Here is a 16,987-nt window from a genome sequence, read left to right as displayed (position 1 = left end):
TCGTAGATGAAACTTTCAACCCTTACATGTAGCGTTGCGTTGGTATGGTGTAGCCTTGCTTTAAGCGCATCCGCCAATCCTTTATATTCCAAGTGTATCGCCTGCCACGGAGCGCAAGGCGAGAAAGCCGCGTTAAATAAAAGCCTCGTGATCAAAGAGATGAGCAAAGAGGATTTTGTGAAAGCCCTCAAAGGGTATAAAGACGGCAGTTACGGCAGAGAACAAAAAGCGATGATGAAACCGCAAGTTGCCAGCCTCAGCGATGCGCAAATCGAAGAGCTAGCCTCTTTTATCACGAAAAAGTAGTCTATCGATGGCACAACACAGTAGGCGCGATTTTATAGGCTGGGCTCTAGGCGGTATCAGTGCCGTAGGCGGAGTGCTTGCCTTGGGCGCGATGAAAAAGAGTTGGGACCCGCTTCCGAGCGTTCAGTCGGCGGGTTTTGTCAGCGTCGATCTTTCCGGTATGAAAGAGGGTGAAATGCACACGGTTCAATGGCGCGGTAAACCCGTTTTTATTTTGCGTAAAAGCGCGGAAACGCCGAGCAACGACAAACGCGATATTCGTATCGGCGAGAAGCGATTTGTCGTGTTGATCGGGCTTTGTACCCATTTGGGGTGTATCCCCTCTTACGAGGTGAGTTCTCAAACGTTTAAGTGCGCGTGTCACGGCGGCGTTTTCGATGCGAGCGGTATTCAAACGTTCGGCCCGCCGCCTCGTCCTTTGGATATTCCTCCTTTTAAACTAAGCGGTGAAACGATCGTTTTGGGCGAAGAGGGTGTGGAGTATCAAAAAATGACGAAAAAAGCCTAAGGAGGCGTTATGGCACAGATCAAAAAAGCCGAAGGCTTTATCGATTGGCTCGATCAGCGTTTGGCGGTGAAAGCCTTTATGCGCGTGATGATGAGTGAGTATTGGATTCCCAAAAATATCAACTTTTTATGGGCGATGGGTGTGGTTTTGATCGCTTTGTTTGCGGTATTGTTGGTGACGGGACTTTTGTTGCTGATGTATTATAAACCGGACGTTGCTTTAGCGTTTGATAGCGTGAACTATACCATTATGCAAGAAGTCGAGTACGGTTGGTTGTGGCGTCATATGCACGGCGTTGCGGCGTCGGCGACGTTTTTGATCATCTACATTCACCTTTTTACGGGTATTTACTACGGCTCGTATAAAAAAGGGCGCGAGATGATTTGGCTGACGGGTATGGTGCTTTTTGTAGCGTTTTCTGCCGAAGCGTTTAGCGGCTATATGCTTCCTTGGGGACAGATGAGCTACTGGGCGGCGCAAGTCATTACCAATCTTTTCAGCGGTATTCCCGTGATCGGCGATGCGGTTGTGATCTGGATACGCGGCGATTACGTCGTTGCCGATGCAACATTGACGCGCTTTTTTATGTTACATGTCGTTTTGTTACCGCTGGTGATCTTAGCGGTCATCGCGGTGCATTTTTACACGCTTCGCTTTCCGCATGTCAACAACCAAGATTCCGTAGAGCTCGATTTTGAAGCGGAAGCGAAAACATACAAAGAAGGGCGCGTTAAAGAGTCTAACGTCGTACCGTTTTGGCCCGTGTTTTTATCCAAAGACTTTTTCGTCGTCGGTTTTTTTATGACGTTTTTCTTTTTCTTGGTCTGTTATCACTTCGATTTTGCGATGGATCCGATCAATTTTGAACCGGCAAATTCGATGAAGACTCCGGCACACATCTACCCTGAGTGGTATTTTTTGTGGAACTATGAAGTGCTTCGAGGCTTTTTCTTTGACATCGGCGGTATGGCGGCGATGGACATTGGGTTGATCGCATTTGTGTTTGCCAATACGGTGTTTTTTTTACTGCCGTTTTTAGATCGCAATGCGATGCATACGGCGCCGGCACATAAACGTCCCGCGTTTTTCGTGTGGTTTTGGTTGCTGGTCGTCGATATGATCGTCCTTACCGTTTACGGTAAATTGCCGCCGACGGGCGTGAACGCATGGGTCGGCTTTTTTGCCGCGGTGCTTTTCTTAGGGCTTTTTATCATCCTGCCGATTATCACGAAATACGAAGCGAAAAAAGGAGAGAAGGCATGAGAGAAGTGAAGATTTTAGCCATTGTGGTCTTCTTTACCGCCGTGACGTACTGGGGCGTTGAGCCGTATGCCCATTCGCAAATGCACCCGCATGTCGCCCCCGCCGATTTTGGTTTTAAAGAGATGGAGCCTTTACATGTCAACGGCAATGCGGACAACGGCAAATTGCTCGTCGAGGCAAATTGCATCGCGTGTCACGGCATTGAGTCTGTGGGATACGTCGCTCCTATGAGTCTTGAAGATGCGGCGAGTAGCTACGGTGTTGTCCCTCCAGATTTGAGTCATGCGGGCGTGATTTACGATAAAAATTATTTGGCAGGTTTTCTCAAAGACCCTGTGCGTGCAACCAAGCTTTCGCATAAATTTAACGATGCAAAGCCCTATGCAATGCCAAGCTACGGCTTTTTCAGCGATCAAGAGATTGCCGACGTGGTAGCGTATCTTCAAAACATCGTCGCTACAAAACCTTCCGATAAAAGGGTGTTTGAAGAAGCATGCGGCAGGTGCCATAGTATGAAATACGACGCGTTGAAAGCGCAAACGCCGAGTGCGTCGATGAAAAATTATCTAGGAGCCGAAGCACCCGACCTTTCGATGATGATTCGCTCCAAAAAAGCGGAGTATTTAACCACGTTTATTAATGAGCCATTGAAAATGGTCGAGGGCATTGCAATGCCTCGTGTGGGACTCTCTGAAGCATCGCAAGAACAAGTGATCGCTTACATCGAAAAAGTGGGAGATCGCAAAAAAGCGGAGCGCGAAAGTTTAGGCTTGAAGCTCATCGGATTTATGGCTATTTTTACCCTAATAGCGTACCTGTGGAAAGTTTCGATTTGGAAGAGAGCGGCGTAAGCCGCCTCTTTTTTGGACCCTATCTTCTCTTTTATTTCTTCTTAGTTTTTTCGTCACTATTTTGCTTCTCCTCTTCGATTTTTTTGCTCTTTTTTTTATTTAAAATTTTCTTGAAGCTTCACATTAACTCTTAATACAACGGGCATATTAAAGATTTAGACAGATGGGTTTATGCGTCTGTCTGGAGGCGTTCCTTTTTTAACGGTGGCGCATCTTTTTTGGCATAAATTAACGTCACAAATACTTTACATGTAAAGTATTTCACTACGGAGGAGAAACATATGAAATTGGCAAATCTTAGCTTAGTAGCAGCGTGTGTGGCAGGGCTTAGTACCTGTGCATTCAGTGCCGATACGTTGGCAGATGCGTTCAAAGAAGGCAAAGTAAGCGGTGAACTCAAAGCGTTTTACTGGGATCGTGACCGCAATCCTGCGATTTCGGGCGAATCAATTTTCAATACGGGCGTTGTTCTTGGGTATACGACAGGTTCCTTCAACGGGTTTAGCCTCGGTTTAACGGGACAAGCCAACAGTGCACCGTTTGCAAGTTCCCATGCGAAAACACAATTCGGTTGGGATGAGTACGGCTCGGGTGCACAACTTTCCGAAGCCTATTTAGCCTACAGTGCGGGTAAAACCACCGTTCAAGTCGGACGCATGTTTTTAAATACCCCACTCATCGCATCTTTGGGCAATCGTATCGTGAAAGAGGCGTTTGAGGGTGCTAGCATCGTCAATACCGACCTTCCCAACACAACATTGACCGCGGCATATGTACAAAAATTCCAAGCGCAAACTGATGGGGCGGGCAATATCGGTAAATTTACCACCTATAGCAATCCGTATGGCGTTTCCCCGTTGTTAGAAGACGGTGCGTATACTTTGGTTGCTGTGAATAAATCAATTACGGGCTTAACCTTAACCGCGGCGTATGCGGAAGATCTCAATACCAACGGAGCGATGGCGTATGCGGAAGCGGCGTACAGTGCGACGGTTAACGCCTTTACCTATGGTTTAGCGGCGCAATACTACTACAGCGATAAAGACGTCACCGGAAGTAAAAATGCCGATCTTTACGGTCTTAAAGCAAGCCTTGGATACGGTGCGCTCGGCGGTTATGTCGCGTATAGCAGCGTGAGCAAAGACGCAACCGTGACTCCGGGAATCGGTTGGGGCGCGGATCTTGCGTACACCGGAACGATCATACTTTCCAGCAGTTATCCTGCGAACACCGATGCGTACGCGATCGGTCTAAGCTATGCGTTTACTCCGACGACGACGCTTGCTGCTAGCTACACGATCACCGACGATGACGATCTTTCGTATGGCAAAGCTTCCTATGTTTCGCTCACGGGCAATTATGCCTTTGAGGGCGCACTTAAAGGGCTGAATCTTCTTGTGATGTATGACAAAGAAAACCGCGATAAAGCGGGTGCATTAGATAAACACGAGTTTCGATTTAGCGCAAGTTACAAGTTCTAAAACCCTTTGATGCTTTGACATGTAAGCTTACATGTCAAAGCGTTTAAAACAATTCAGGGCGTCCGAAGTGGTAGCCTTGCGAGTAGTCGACGCCCAAATCCGTGACGATGCGGTAGATGGCTTCGTTTTCGACGAATTCGGCAACGGTTTCCAAGCGTTGTTTTTGGGCAAATAAGACGATGGTTTCGACGATATTGCGATTGACTTCGTTGGTATCGATATTGCGAATGAGACTTCCGTCGATTTTTAAAATATCGGGTTCATACGAAAGCATACGCTCAAAATTCGAATATCCCGTTCCAAAATCGTCGATCGCGATTTTTACGCCTCTTTGTTTGACGTTTTGAATAAAACGTTGTATGTGGGCAATATCGCGTATGTCTTCGCTTTCCAAAAGCTCAAAGACGATGCGGGAAGTCTGTTCGGGGTAGCGGTCTAAAAGCTGAAAAATATGACGAATAATCTCTTCGCGTTCGATGTCGTGGAGTGAAAGATTGATCGAAATGGCGGCATCGGGAATTTTTAAAAGTGCCGCAAACGAATTGTCGAGGACGATTTTGGTAATTTTAGAGTAATAACGCCCCTTCTTGGCGACTTCTAAGAAAAAGTAAGGCGTTAGAAGTTGTCCGCCTTCGTTGACAAGGCGTACGAGCGATTCGTATTTGGTAATCTTTCGCGTGTGATTATCGACGATCGGTTGAAAATAAGAGAGGATATTTCCCGTATCGATGGCGGTTTTAATGGTGTGAATCGTTTCGATATTTTTCAATGCGTTATCGTACTCGATGCCCGATAATCCGTCGGCATAAACGATGGGTTGTTTGGTTGCGATGGCTTGCTCGATACCGATTTTTGCATCTTCGAAGACTTTAAAAATCCCGTACGTGTAACTGCAAATAACGGAAATATCGTATTCGATGGTGTCGATTTTGACGACATGTTCTTTGACGTTGGCTAAAAATTGCTCCAAGACGGCGTGAATCTCTTCTTTATCCGCGCGGCAACTTCGTCGGTCGATCGCAAACGCGTACAACCCGTTTTCAAGATGATAAATACGCTGAAATCCCCAAGGATTGGGCATTAAATAGAGCAGTGTTTTGCCGAAAGTCTGTTCGATTTTTTCCACGCTACCTTTATCGTAAAATTTTTCCAGCACCGTATAATCTTCGATTTGAATCAAAATGAGCACGGAGAGGGCGTTGGCGGAGAGGTAGTCGAACAATTGCTTTTTATCGCTCATGATGGCAGTGATGTCGTGACGCAAGGAGATAAACTCCTCAATCTCTCCGTTGGCGTTTAAAATAGGCTGAACCGTCGTTTTGACGTAATAAGGATCGCCGTTTTTGGCACGGTTTTTAACGACGCCTTGCCATGTTTTTTTCGCTTTGATTGTCGCCCAGAGGTCTTTAAAAGCACTTTTTGGCATATCGGGATGGCGAATGATATTGTGTTGTTGTCCGAGTAATTCGTCCGGACGATAGCCCGTTATTTGGCAAAATTTGTCGTTGACAAAGGTAATAAAGCCGTTAGGATCGGTTTTGGAGATAATGGAACTGGCATTGGTAATATCGATATATTGTTTGAGTAACAAAGCGTTTTGCGTATTTTCGTAGCGCAGGTAAATTTTTTCTAAAAGATGATCTAAGGTTGAAAAGAGTTGTTCTTGCGTAAAAGGTTTAAACAAAAACCCGTCCACGTTGAGCTCGAGCGCTTGGGGAATGAACGCCGTGTCGCCTCGCGCGCACAAAGCAACGATGGTTACGAAAGTGTTTTGTTCGCGAACCCAACGTATCAGATCGATACCGCTTGCGTGCGGAAAAGACAATTCCGTCACGATAACATCGATCTCTAAGCGATGCTCTTCGTAAAGCAAGTGCGCTTGTTCGACGTTTTCCGCCGTATAAAGCGTTTCAAATCGGCTGAGAAAAAGAGTTTTTGCCGCCGTGCGTGCCGTCGCGTCGCTCTCAAGGTACAGAAGCGTCAGCGGTTGATTCGGCGGCGATTGTCTGATAGTGCTCATTTGGTTCATGCCTTCGTACCCTTCCTAATGTTTGTCCGAACGTGACGCAATCGACGGCGGAAAAATCCCATTCAAGCGCATTCGGTTCAAAGAGCATAACGATCGTCGAACCCATCTCAAATAATCCTATTTCATCGCCTTTTTTAACGTGTAAATCGGTATAATAATAATAACGTTGAAGTTTCGAAGAGGCATTGGTCTGAATCGACGGATCGAAATGAAAGACTATTTTACCGACGTTTAGTGCCCCCACAAAAACCATGTAAAATACGTGATCGTTCTTAGTGTAGCATTCTAGCACAACTCGTTCATTTTCGATAAATAATTCGTCAACTTTTTTCAGCCACGAAAGGTTAACGGGGTATAATTTCCCCGGAATATGAACGGCTTTAGCGATACGCATATCTAACGGGGCATGGTAACGATGGTAATCTTTAGGCGAGAGGTAAACGTTGATAAAAACGCCGTTTTGGAGTTTTTGTCGGTTGTTTTTGGAGACGTAATCGCTTAAAAGCGCACCGATTCGGTAGTCAAAGCCTTTGATTTGCAATGCCGTGTCGTTTTGGATCGTTCCGTAAGCACTGACTTTGCCGTCGCACGGAGAGATAAAGACGGATGCATCGGTATCGAAAGAGCGCGGCGTGACGAATTTGCGCGTAAAAAGTGCGTTAAGGCTTTCATACGAAGCGGCGTTTTTAAACGCCTTAAGATCGACGTTCATGCACCGAACGTAGGTTTGATTGATGAAGGATTGAAAAAAAGAAGGGAATTTTTTGCGGGCAAAGCGTCCGAATAGTCTTGATAATACGGAAGTTTTAAAGCTTGGGTATCGTTGCATGTTTCTCTTTTGCGTATTTAATTTTGGCTAGATTATAGCAGATGAATGATTTATTTGAAACTAAATTCAAAAATTATGATAGGATTTTACGTTTGATTTTTAATAATTTTACAAGAAAAGGATAGTGTCTATTATGGAAAAGATGACCGGATTTTGGCAAAGATTCGTACAATTCATTACGTTTATCAATCTTCCGATTCGCAAGAAGTTTTTTTTATTTGAGTTCGGTACGTTTTTTTGGTTTGTTTTTATCGGTACGATTACGGTCTCTTCCCTTAGTTTTATTCATTACCGTTATTCACAACTGACGCAAAGCACGCTCCCTTATATGAAAGTCGTTTTATGTTTGAGTCCGGAATTGACCTCGATCGAGAACGCTTTGAGTTCGACGAAAGAGTTTGATATGACCTTATTTTACCTCAAAGGCCTTTTGGCGCGAACCAAAAACACGCTCTCCGAAACGCTCGTCGGTAACCAAAAAACGACGATGAGCGGTAACGTGTTTGAGCTTTTTATTCAGTCGCTTTCCAAAGAAGACTCGCAAAGCGTTGAAGCTTTGCAGATGATTTTTAAAGAGATCGGTGCGATGGAAGAGAGCGTTTTAACGGCGCAAAAACGTAAAAATTCCTTAAGTGCCGAAGAGATCGAACAAACCAAAGAGGTTTTAAATACGCATATTCAAAAAACGCAAGAGTTGACGCAAGCGTTATCCGCACGCATTAACGGCTTGTATCAAGACTATTCGCAACAGGTCAATAATGCCATTCGTCTGTCGATCAACAGCGTCGCATGGGTCATTTTTGTTGCGATTATTTTGTTGATGCTCTTTACGCGATGGCTCAGAGAAGCCTTTTCGCGTCCGATCGAGTCGATGATTCAACAAATTCACTCTTTGGGAACGGGCGAAGTGGATTTGAGCAAAAAACTAAAAATCAAATCCAAAGATGAAATCGGTACGCTCTCGCGCGAATTTAACAAACTGGTCGATACCGTTTACGGCGTGACCGTGTTTAAAAAAGTCATCGAAGAGGACAGTTCGCTCGAAGTGGTCTATACGCGTTTGGGTGAAGTGTTTGAAAAAGAAGCGGGTATCGACGAGTACCGCATTTTTGACGTCAATGCCGCCAAACAAACGATGAATATGGTCTATCCTTTAAGCGAAGAGATCGCATGTAACGAAGAAATTTTGCATAATTGCACCTTGTGCCGCGCGCAAAAAACAGGGCATAAAGTCTCTTCGTTCGAATACGAAGGGGTGTGCAAGGAGTTTTTACGCGACGAGGGCAAAAAACACGTTTGTATTCCTTTGATTGTCTCGGGGCATGCCGGAGCCGTCGTACAGTTTGTTTTCAAAGCCTCATCGGCGGAGGAAGTCAACGAGAAAATTTTCAAAGCGGAGAGTTACATCAAACATTCGCTCTCTGTCATTGAGACCAAACGCTTGATGAACACTTTGCGTGAATCTTCGTTGGTCGACGGGTTAACGGGACTTTACAACCGTCGTTTCTTGCAAGACCACTCCAATCAGATCATCGCCAGTACGCTCAGACGTAAAAAACAGATCAGCCTTTTGATGTGCGATATGGACTACTTCAAACAAGTCAACGACAAATACGGTCACGACGTCGGTGATAGCGTTCTGAAAGAGACGTCGCATATCTTGAAAAAATGCGTCAGGGAATCGGACATCGTCATTCGCTTCGGCGGCGAGGAGTTCTTGATCTTGTTGATCGATACGGACGTCGGTTACGGTGCAAACGTTGCGGAAAAAATTCGACAAAGCGTTGAAGAGTTCAGCTTCAAAACGACCGACGGCATTTTGAAAAAGACGATTTGCATCGGCATTAGCGACTTTCCTCACGATACCGACGGTTTTTGGCAAGCGATCAAATTCGCCGACGTCGCGCTTTACAAAGCCAAAGAGAGCGGACGTAACCGTTGTGTTCAATTTACCACGGAATTGTGGGATCAAAAAGCCAATTTTTAGAAAAGGTATCTATGTTTAACGCGTATATTCAAGACACGAAAATGCTCCAAAATTTAAACGATTTGGGCTATGTGTCCATGACTCCCGTCCAAAGAGAATGCATTCCTTTAGCCCTTGCAGGGCGCGACATCGTCGCTAAAGCCAAAACAGGCAGTGGCAAAACCGCCGCGTTTGGACTACCGCTACTTTTAGCTTTACATGTAAACTCCATGCGCATCCAGTCAGTCGTACTTTGCCCCACGCGTGAACTTGCCGAACAAGTCAGCGCAGAGCTTAGACGTTTGGCTCGGTTTGCCCATAATATCAAGATCGTCACCCTCTGTGGTGGAACGCGTTTTGTACCACAGTGCATTAACCTAGAGCATGGCGCGCACATCGTTGTGGGAACTCCTGGGCGCATTTTGCAACATTTGCAAGAGAAAACCATCAACTTTGAGCACATCAAAACACTCGTTTTGGATGAAGCCGATCGCATGCTCGACATGGGCTTTTACGAAGACATTGAGAAGATCATCGCCAAAATGCCACAAAAGCGTCAAACCTTGCTTTTCTCCGCCACCTTCCCCAAAGAGATCGAGCGCATGTGCCATGAAGTGCAAAGCGACGCCTTACATGTAAGCATCAAAGAAGAGGCAACCACGTCTCCGAACATCACACAAATCTGCTACACCGTCGAGCCACGCGAAAAAGAAGCGGCACTCAAAGGTGTTTTACTGGAGAGCGATGCCAAGTCGGTTATCATCTTTTGCAAAACCAAAATCGGTGTAGCCGAGCTTCAAGGCTACCTACTCGATGAAGGCTTTGATGCGCTTTCACTGCATGGTGACTTAGAGCAGATTGACCGTGACGAGCACCTGCTTCTCTTTGCCAACGGCAGTGCCCAAATCCTCGTAGCGACAGACCTTGCCTCTCGTGGGCTTGACGTCAAAGATGTGGAGATGGTCATCAACTACGAATTGCCTCAAACGATGGAAATCTACACCCACCGCATTGGTCGAACCGGACGCATGGGAAAAGAGGGCAAGGCGATCAGCTTCGCTACGCCACGCGAAGAGAGCTTTTTGGAAGAGCTCAAAGAAGCCAATTTTGCCTTTACATGTAAAAGTATAGGCGATCTCAATCCAACCCTCACAAAACCCAAAAAAGCCCTCTACATCACGCTCTGCATCGACGCAGGCAAAAAACACAAAATGCGCGCAGGCGACATCTTGGGAACCCTCACCAAAGACTTAGGACTGGACGCGAGTGTGATTGGTAAAATTGACATTTTAGAGAAGTTTTCTTACGTGGCAATAGAGCGAGACTGCGCCGATAAAGCCTTTGATGGGCTGTGTGCTACGACGATTAAAAACCGACGGTTTAAGATTTGGAAGTTGGGGTGATAAATGTCCCATATTCTCATAGCCACCGATATTTTTGGTAAAACCAACGCCGTGGAAACGTTAAGCGAGCGCTTGAGTGCAGTGTGTGAAAGGGTGCATATGCTCGACCCTTACGATGCAAAGCCTATGCATTTTCAGGGTGAAAACGAAGCGTATGAAGTATTTAACCGCTTGTGTGGGCTTGAAAACTATGCCCAAATATGTCGAAAAGCTCTCGATGCACTTTCCAACGAAGAGGTCATTTTAATTGGTTTTAGCATGGGATCATCAGCATTGTGGAAGGTGCTTGATGGACGCCAAGGCGGAAAAATCAAACATTTTTACGGCTTTTATGCTTCGCAGATTCGCCACTTTTTAGACGTTAATCCGCTTGTGCCATGCACGCTTGTTTTCCCCTACTCTGAGCCGCATTTTGATGTTGCTGAGTTAATGTCCAAACTTGCTATCAAAGAAGGGCTCACGTGCATTAAAACGGCGTATTTACACGGCTTTATGAATCCCTTGTCGGTGAATTATAACGCTATGGGCTATGCTGAGTATTGCCGATGGATAGAAGAAAGCATTAATTCCTCACCGCTTTGAGCCAGTTATAAATCGTAGCCTTCGAGACATTTAACACCGAGCAGATATACCCCACGACATTGCGAATGGCGAAGATGCCCTCACTCTCCAAAAAGACCACCAACTCTTTTTTATCCTCACCGGAAAGCCCTGAGAGGGCGATGTTTTTGGTACTTAAGTATTTTTCGATCGTCTCGTCGGTGTGTTCTCTCCAACTTTGCGAAAAGAGTACGGAGGGTTTGGCTTCGGCGTTTACATGTAAAAAGCTTTTGAGAAAATCGTGCAAGCTCTCCAAGGGTTCGATGTTGTAGTTGATGCAGATCATCCCGATGGGTTTTTCTTCCATATCTCGCACGATGATGCTGACCGCTTTGAGGCGTTTGCCATCACTGCTGGTTTTATCATACGGTCCGACCCAATTTTCTTTGATGCTGTTTAGGTCTCTCAGTTCACTGAGCATCGCATCGCCCACGCGGCGTTTTGAGAACGCATTAACGATGTGGACGAGCTTTTTCGCTTCCAAGTCATGCATGACGACTTCGACGTTTGGGTAAAACAGTTTGGCGATGGCGTCACATAAAGTGACATACGATTTGAGCTCTTTTTTCATTTGGCAATTATAGCACTCATTTAAAGATATTTTGTCTAATTTAGACTATAATTCTAAAAAATAGCTCAAAGGAGTCATCATGGCAATCGGTTTTATAGGTTTAGGTAACTTAGGCGCCGCCATCGCAAAACGTTTAACAAGTATGAATGAAGAGGTCATCGTTTGGAACCGTACCAAAAGCAAAGCGGAGGCGAAAGGTTTTGTGTGTGAAAGTTCTCCCAAAGTGCTTTTGGAAAAATGCGATACCGTATTTTTATGTCTGTTTGACTCAGCGGGCGTTCACGATGTTTTAACGATGGAAAACGGACTTTTAAGTGCAATACAAAAAGGCAAAACCATCATCGATCTGAGCACCAACCATTTCAACGACGTGGTTGAATTTCACAAGGTAGTCGAAGCCAAAGGCGGCAATTACCTTGAGTGTCCTGTGCTTGGGAGCGTTGTGCCTGCGAGCAAAGGAGAACTCACCGCGGTATGTGCAGGACGCGAGAGCGTTTACCTTACATGTAAACCACTTTTAGAGAAGTTTGCTTCGACGATTTTCCACCTGAAAGAGGCAGGATTTGCGGCGAAGATGAAGCTGATTAACAACCTCTGTTTGGGTTCATTTATGGCGACAATTGCGGAGTGTACGGCTCTGGGTGAGGCGTGCGGCATCGATAAAAAAGAGCTCTTGGACATTTTGGGTGCAGGTGGCGGCAAGTCACTGGTTTTGGCGGCAAAAACGCAAAAACTGATCGATGAGGATTTTAGTGCCCATTTTAGCACCGCGGCGATCACCAAAGATTTGCACTGTCTGCAAGATTTGGCGTACAGTTTAAATCGTCCGCTTTACACCGCCAGTGTTACCAAAGAGCTTTTTTGCAAAGCAAAGATGAGCGGATACGGCGAGGAAGACTTTAGCTCGATCTATCAACTTTTCAAAGCGTGACAAAAATAGGGCACTTAAAGGTAAAGTGCCCTTGACATTTTAAAAGAGTTCAATAATCTCTTTTAGAAACCATTTCCCCCTTTTTCTCCTCTTTTTTCATGCTACGATGCCCCGATAATTTGAAATAAATACTATTTTTTATGAATAAAGGTGTTTATTTCATATTTAAAAAATATTAGAGTTATTTAATAATACTTTTTCTATCTTATTAATATTAATTTAATCTTAAATCTTGTACGATTTCAACATGTAAAGGTAAATTATTATTTACTTATTCGAATGGAATACACTAAACTTTAAAAGGAGGTTTGAATGTCGGAAGTTTCAAAGATACGCACGTTTCCGCCGAGTCAAGAGTCTTGGGGCGGCGAGACGGCGTTTGAAGGAACGCATCGTAAAGGCGAGTTAAGAGGTATCATCAAGATCAATCAAGACAATTGCGTGGGGTGCGATACCTGTACCGCGTTTTGTCCCACCGAGGCGATCAAAGGCTCTTTAGGGGTTGCTCATGCGATTAGCACTAACAAATGCGTCGCTTGTGGTCAATGTTTGGTCAATTGTCCGTTTGGTGCCATTGAGCAGATGAGTTTTGTGGATATTGTCATGGAAAAATTGGCTGATCCTAAAGCCTTTGTCGTCTCTCATCCTGCTCCGGCAGTACGCGTTGCAATTGCCGAAGAGTTCGGTGCGCCGGCGGGAGAGCTTACGATCAACCGTCTTTACAATGCGTTTGAAAAAGCGGGATTTCATAACTACGATATTAATTTTGCCGCCGATCAAACCATTTTGGAAGAGGGTACGGAATTCATTAAAAAAGTACGATACTGGGTTTTGGGCGAACGCGGTGAGGACTTGGAGCATGTAGCCCACCATCCGCTTCCTCATTTTACGAGTTGCTGTCCCGCATGGATTAAAAATGCCGAAACGTTTCATCCTGAACTCATTCCGCATATTTCCGGAGCCAAATCACCGATGCAAATGGGCGGTGCTTTAGCCAAAACGTGGGCAGCGGAGTTTGTATGGAAGAAAGACCCGCGAGACGTTTATCTTGTCGGCGTCATGCCGTGTACCGCGAAAATTTTTGAAGCCAGTCGTCCCGAGTTTAACTCAGCCTACGAATACCTCAAAGCGGAAAATAAAATTCCCGAAAATACGGCGTCGTTTCAAGATATAGACGCGATTTTGACGGTACGCGATATTGCCGAAATTTTTAGACGCAAAGGGATTAATCCGCTTTTGATGTCGGATGAACGCGAAGTTGAAACGACAAACGTCTATACGGGTGCCGCAACGATTTTCGGTGCTAGCGGCGGTGTTATGGAAGCGGCACTTCGAACGGCGTATTTTCTTCTTTCCGGTACGGAACTTTCCAATCCCGATATTACGCTGGTGCGCGGATACGAGCAAGACATCGTCGAAGCAACGATTCCCGTTCCTTTGAAAGCCTTAAACGGTAAAGTGATTAACGTGAAAGTTGCCGTCGTGAACGGTGCTTCACGCAATATCAAAGAGATCGTTAAACGCTTGAGGGACGATAAAAACCAATACCACTTTGTCGAAGTGATGAACTGCCCCGGCGGTTGTGTTAACGGCGGCGGACAGCCTGTGCGAACGATGGGAACGTCATGGTTACACCCGTTATTACCGTTACCGCTTAGAGCTTAAGGAGAAACTATGAAAGCTACACAAGAGAACTATTTTTACGCCGAAAAACCGGTCGGCCAATTGTTAAGTCGTCGCGATTTTCTTAAAGCCGCAGGCGTGTCTGTTTCTGCAATTGCGATCAGCGGTTATGCAATTACCGACATCGTTCAAAAACGAAAGTCGTATATTGCCCTTCGTCAGCAAGGACTTTACAAAGACGATAAACGCCTTCAAAAAGCCAATCTTACGGGTTCACATCAAAATGCAAGCTGCCTTAAAGTCTATCAAGACATGGGAACCAAGCCGATGGGCGAAGTTGCGGAGCAGTTGTTACATACCAAAACCTATGTCGATCGAAGTAACCTTTTAATGCAAGGAGCACACCATGGCTAATGAAAGAGTTTTAAAATTCCCGATGTCGGAGAAGATGTTTCATAACATTAACATGGTGACATGGATGATTTTAGCGGTTACGGGTATGATGATCTATTTTAAAACGGTAGGCGAAGCGGCTGCTTCGTTGCTGATGGATTTTCACATCGGCATTGCGATTGTTTTTACGCTCAATTTTGTGGGCTTTGCGGTGTTAAATGCCGATCGTTTCTTTTTAATGCTACGCAATTTACTCATCTGGGATGCCGATACCTTTGCGTGGTTTAAAAATTTCGGAGGGTATCCAAGACGCTTGTTTGGCATTCCTTTTGGTCCCGAAGAAGTGGCTCCTCAAGGTCGGTTTAATGCCGGTCAAAAGTTTACCTACCTCTTTTTTATTTTTATGATTTTCGGATTGATTGTAACAGGTTGGTTACTCTACTTTATGGCACCCGTTTTAGGCAAAACGACGATGGTTTATTTTTTCAATTTTCATGTTTGGGGTTCCATCATTGCGACGGTAATGGCAGTGGGTGCGCATCTTCCATTAGCCGTGATCAATATCGAAGATTTTAAAGCGATGTTTCGCTTCGGTGCCGGCGACGTACCGTTAGAAGACGCCCTTCATCATGCGCCTAAATGGGTTGAAAACGATTTGGTTAAAGTTAGCACTCTAGAGCAACCTCTAAAAGCGCACCATTAAAAACCTAGCCGCTGCGGCGGCTAGTGCTTTACATGTAAAGGAAAAACAATGTCATGGACAAGTGAGCGATTTGCACGCATTAAAGCGTGGGAAGCATCACGCGAGTTTAACGATTTTATTGATGATGAGGCAATTCATCAAACTATTAATGAAACAAAAAATCCTTCAAAAGAGCATGTTCTAGCCATTATTGAAAAAGCCAGAAACAATGCGACCAAAGGCGATATGCTCTCTCCCGAAGAGACGGCAACGCTTTTAAATATTACCGATAGAGCTTTATGGGATGAGGTTTTTAAAGCGGCAACGTACATCAAAGAAGAGGTTTACGGAAACCGAATCGTTCTCTTTTCGCCGCTGTATATCTCCAACCCGTGTGTGAATAACTGCCAGTACTGTGGTTTTAAATCTTCCAATGATGCTATGTCAAAAAAAACATTGAATCACGAAGAGCTTGAAGAAGAAGTCAAAGCACTTTTGGATGCAGGGCAAAAGCGTCTGATCGCTGTTTACGGCGAGCATCCAAAGAGTGATTATAACTATATAGCCCAAAGTGTACGAACTATTTATGCCACAAAAAAAGACAATACGGAAATCAGGCGTGTCAACATCAATGCCGCCCCGATGTTTGAAGAGGAGTATCGAGTCATTAAAGCCGAGGGCATTGGAACATACCAAGTCTTTCAAGAGACGTATCATAGGGAAACGTATGAAAAAATGCATCCCAAAGGCACGCTCAAAGGGGAGTATGATTGGCGATTGTTCGCGTTGCATCGAGGCTTAAATGCGGGGCTTGACGATGTCGCGGTGGGCGTGTTGTTCGGTATTTACGACTGGAAATTTGAAGTGCTTGCCATGTTACATCATGCGATGGATTTAGAAAGAGTGTTCGGCATTGGACCGCATACGATGTCGTTTCCTCGCATCAAACGCACCTCTGATACCGATTTGAGTGAATTTCCTTATGCCATGAGCGATGAAGATTTTATGCGCGTCGTGGCGGTCATTCGTTTGATGTGTCCGTTTACGGGAACGATTTTAACGGCACGCGAAGAGCCAGAACTGAGAGACGAAATGCTTAAAAAATGCGGTATTTCTCAGATGGATGCAGGTACAAATATTGGCATTGGTGGCTATAAAAAACACGAAGAGGGCAATGATCTTTCCATTCAACAGTTTGCCATCGGCGATCACCGTGGGATTGATGAGTTTATCCTAAGCCTGATCAAAGAGGAGCGTTTACCTTCTTTTTGTACTTCATGTTACCGAGAAGGACGTACGGGGTGTGATTTTATGCCTTTAGCCAAAAATGCAAGCATCAAACATTTGTGTATTCCCAACGGTATTTTGACCTTTAAAGAGTATATGAGAGACTATGCGTCCCCTGAAGTCAAACGCATCGGCGAGCGCATTATCATCCCCAAATACCTTGGAATGTTACGTGAAAATATGCCGCTTTTAGCCGACAAAGTCGAAGTTATGCTTCACGGTCTAGAACACGGTAAAAATGACTGCCATTTGTAAGGAAGGTGC

General features: G+C 45.1%; 16 protein-coding genes. 13 read left to right on the top strand and 3 right to left on the bottom strand.

Annotated features, from left to right (window positions below; translation table 11 throughout):
* The first annotated feature begins 6 nt into the window (after window positions 1-6).
* The 5 genes from NL930_RS09110 (at window position 7) to NL930_RS09090 (ending at window position 4,409) form a co-directional block, all read left to right on the top strand.
* Window positions 7-306 (top strand): c-type cytochrome, encoded by a 300-nt coding sequence (locus NL930_RS09110; protein WP_041961938.1) that lies wholly within the window; start codon window positions 7-9, stop codon window positions 304-306.
* Window positions 307-313: 7 nt separating this feature from the next.
* The gene (petA, locus tag NL930_RS09105; protein WP_041961937.1) at window positions 314-814 is read left to right on the top strand and encodes a ubiquinol-cytochrome c reductase iron-sulfur subunit; all 501 of its coding nucleotides are present in this window, start codon (window positions 314-316) and stop codon (window positions 812-814) included.
* Between the two features lie 9 nt (window positions 815-823).
* Entirely contained in the window at window positions 824-2,077 is a 1,254-nt protein-coding gene (locus tag NL930_RS09100; RefSeq protein ID WP_254376474.1) for a cytochrome bc complex cytochrome b subunit, read from the top strand.
* Window positions 2,074-2,928 (top strand): c-type cytochrome, encoded by an 855-nt coding sequence (locus tag NL930_RS09095; RefSeq protein WP_254376473.1) that lies wholly within the window; start codon window positions 2,074-2,076, stop codon window positions 2,926-2,928. The genes NL930_RS09100 and NL930_RS09095 overlap by 4 nt, the downstream gene beginning before the upstream one ends.
* A 281-nt stretch (window positions 2,929-3,209) precedes the next feature.
* A complete protein-coding gene (locus NL930_RS09090) occupies window positions 3,210-4,409 on the top strand; it encodes an OprD family outer membrane porin (RefSeq protein ID WP_254376472.1) in 1,200 nt (399 codons plus the stop codon).
* 43 nt (window positions 4,410-4,452) lie between these two features.
* Here NL930_RS09090 and NL930_RS09085 read toward each other — a convergent pair whose 3' ends face one another.
* Both NL930_RS09085 and NL930_RS09080 read right to left on the bottom strand, forming a co-directional pair.
* Complete coding sequence (locus tag NL930_RS09085; RefSeq protein ID WP_254376471.1) at window positions 4,453-6,429, bottom strand: EAL domain-containing protein; 1,977 nt, start codon at window positions 6,427-6,429, stop codon at window positions 4,453-4,455.
* On the bottom strand, window positions 6,374-7,267 hold the full coding sequence (locus NL930_RS09080; protein ID WP_254376470.1) for a phosphatidylserine decarboxylase: 894 nt from the start codon (window positions 7,265-7,267) through the stop codon (window positions 6,374-6,376). The genes NL930_RS09085 and NL930_RS09080 overlap by 56 nt, the downstream gene beginning before the upstream one ends.
* Before the next feature lie 133 nt (window positions 7,268-7,400).
* On the opposite strand from NL930_RS09080, the gene NL930_RS09075 reads away from it, so the two are divergent.
* The 3 genes from NL930_RS09075 to NL930_RS09065 are packed head-to-tail and all read left to right on the top strand — an operon-like array spanning window position 7,401 to window position 11,218.
* Window positions 7,401-9,254, top strand: coding sequence for a diguanylate cyclase (locus tag NL930_RS09075; RefSeq protein WP_254376469.1), 1,854 nt, complete (start codon window positions 7,401-7,403; stop codon window positions 9,252-9,254).
* Window positions 9,255-9,265: 11 nt separating this feature from the next.
* On the top strand, window positions 9,266-10,636 hold the full coding sequence (dbpA, locus tag NL930_RS09070) for an ATP-dependent RNA helicase DbpA (protein ID WP_254376468.1): 1,371 nt from the start codon (window positions 9,266-9,268) through the stop codon (window positions 10,634-10,636).
* A gap of 3 nt (window positions 10,637-10,639) precedes the next feature.
* On the top strand, window positions 10,640-11,218 hold the full coding sequence (locus NL930_RS09065) for a hypothetical protein (protein WP_254376467.1): 579 nt from the start codon (window positions 10,640-10,642) through the stop codon (window positions 11,216-11,218).
* Here NL930_RS09065 and NL930_RS09060 read toward each other — a convergent pair.
* Window positions 11,199-11,807: a transcriptional regulator gene (locus tag NL930_RS09060; RefSeq protein ID WP_254376466.1), complete on the bottom strand. Its 609-nt coding sequence runs from the start codon at window positions 11,805-11,807 to the stop codon at window positions 11,199-11,201. The genes NL930_RS09065 and NL930_RS09060 overlap by 20 nt on opposite strands.
* Before the next feature lie 79 nt (window positions 11,808-11,886).
* Here NL930_RS09060 and NL930_RS09055 point away from each other — a divergent pair, with 79 nt between their 5' ends.
* The 5 genes from NL930_RS09055 to hydG all read left to right on the top strand — a co-directional run bounded on the left by NL930_RS09055 (window position 11,887) and on the right by hydG (window position 16,978).
* Complete coding sequence (locus tag NL930_RS09055) at window positions 11,887-12,738, top strand: NAD(P)-dependent oxidoreductase (RefSeq protein WP_254376465.1); 852 nt, start codon at window positions 11,887-11,889, stop codon at window positions 12,736-12,738.
* 312 nt (window positions 12,739-13,050) lie between these two features.
* Window positions 13,051-14,403, top strand: a complete 1,353-nt coding sequence (locus tag NL930_RS09050; protein WP_254376464.1) for a [Fe-Fe] hydrogenase large subunit C-terminal domain-containing protein — start codon at window positions 13,051-13,053, stop codon at window positions 14,401-14,403.
* Between the two features lie 9 nt (window positions 14,404-14,412).
* On the top strand, window positions 14,413-14,775 hold the full coding sequence (locus NL930_RS09045; protein WP_254376463.1) for an iron hydrogenase small subunit: 363 nt from the start codon (window positions 14,413-14,415) through the stop codon (window positions 14,773-14,775).
* A complete protein-coding gene (locus tag NL930_RS09040) occupies window positions 14,768-15,457 on the top strand; it encodes a cytochrome b/b6 domain-containing protein (RefSeq protein ID WP_254376462.1) in 690 nt (229 codons plus the stop codon). Before NL930_RS09045 ends, NL930_RS09040 begins: the two co-directional genes overlap by 8 nt.
* 48 nt (window positions 15,458-15,505) lie before the next feature.
* Window positions 15,506-16,978, top strand: coding sequence for a [FeFe] hydrogenase H-cluster radical SAM maturase HydG (gene hydG, locus NL930_RS09035; protein WP_254376461.1), 1,473 nt, complete (start codon window positions 15,506-15,508; stop codon window positions 16,976-16,978).
* Window positions 16,979-16,987 lie beyond the last annotated feature (9 nt).

Origin of the sequence: Sulfurospirillum sp. hDNRA2 (assembly GCF_024206095.2) — a bacterium.
GTDB lineage: Bacteria > Campylobacterota > Campylobacteria > Campylobacterales > Sulfurospirillaceae > Sulfurospirillum.
The sequence above is the reverse complement of the archived record's forward strand: the minus strand, read 5'-3'. Positions and strand labels throughout refer to the sequence as shown.

Coding starts and splice junctions, on each gene's coding strand:
- NL930_RS09060 (WP_254376466.1), bottom strand. CDS start 11,807: ATGAAAAAAGAGCTCAAATCGTATGTCACTTTATGTGACGCCATCGCC.
- NL930_RS09045 (WP_254376463.1), top strand. CDS start 14,413: ATGAAAGCTACACAAGAGAACTATTTTTACGCCGAAAAACCGGTCGGC.
- NL930_RS09055 (WP_254376465.1), top strand. CDS start 11,887: ATGGCAATCGGTTTTATAGGTTTAGGTAACTTAGGCGCCGCCATCGCA.
- NL930_RS09100 (WP_254376474.1), top strand. CDS start 824: ATGGCACAGATCAAAAAAGCCGAAGGCTTTATCGATTGGCTCGATCAG.
- NL930_RS09110 (WP_041961938.1), top strand. CDS start 7: ATGAAACTTTCAACCCTTACATGTAGCGTTGCGTTGGTATGGTGTAGC.
- dbpA (WP_254376468.1), top strand. CDS start 9,266: ATGTTTAACGCGTATATTCAAGACACGAAAATGCTCCAAAATTTAAAC.
- petA (WP_041961937.1), top strand. CDS start 314: ATGGCACAACACAGTAGGCGCGATTTTATAGGCTGGGCTCTAGGCGGT.
- NL930_RS09075 (WP_254376469.1), top strand. CDS start 7,401: ATGGAAAAGATGACCGGATTTTGGCAAAGATTCGTACAATTCATTACG.
- NL930_RS09080 (WP_254376470.1), bottom strand. CDS start 7,267: ATGCAACGATACCCAAGCTTTAAAACTTCCGTATTATCAAGACTATTC.
- NL930_RS09050 (WP_254376464.1), top strand. CDS start 13,051: ATGTCGGAAGTTTCAAAGATACGCACGTTTCCGCCGAGTCAAGAGTCT.
- NL930_RS09085 (WP_254376471.1), bottom strand. CDS start 6,429: ATGAGCACTATCAGACAATCGCCGCCGAATCAACCGCTGACGCTTCTG.
- NL930_RS09065 (WP_254376467.1), top strand. CDS start 10,640: ATGTCCCATATTCTCATAGCCACCGATATTTTTGGTAAAACCAACGCC.
- NL930_RS09095 (WP_254376473.1), top strand. CDS start 2,074: ATGAGAGAAGTGAAGATTTTAGCCATTGTGGTCTTCTTTACCGCCGTG.
- NL930_RS09090 (WP_254376472.1), top strand. CDS start 3,210: ATGAAATTGGCAAATCTTAGCTTAGTAGCAGCGTGTGTGGCAGGGCTT.
- hydG (WP_254376461.1), top strand. CDS start 15,506: ATGTCATGGACAAGTGAGCGATTTGCACGCATTAAAGCGTGGGAAGCA.
- NL930_RS09040 (WP_254376462.1), top strand. CDS start 14,768: ATGGCTAATGAAAGAGTTTTAAAATTCCCGATGTCGGAGAAGATGTTT.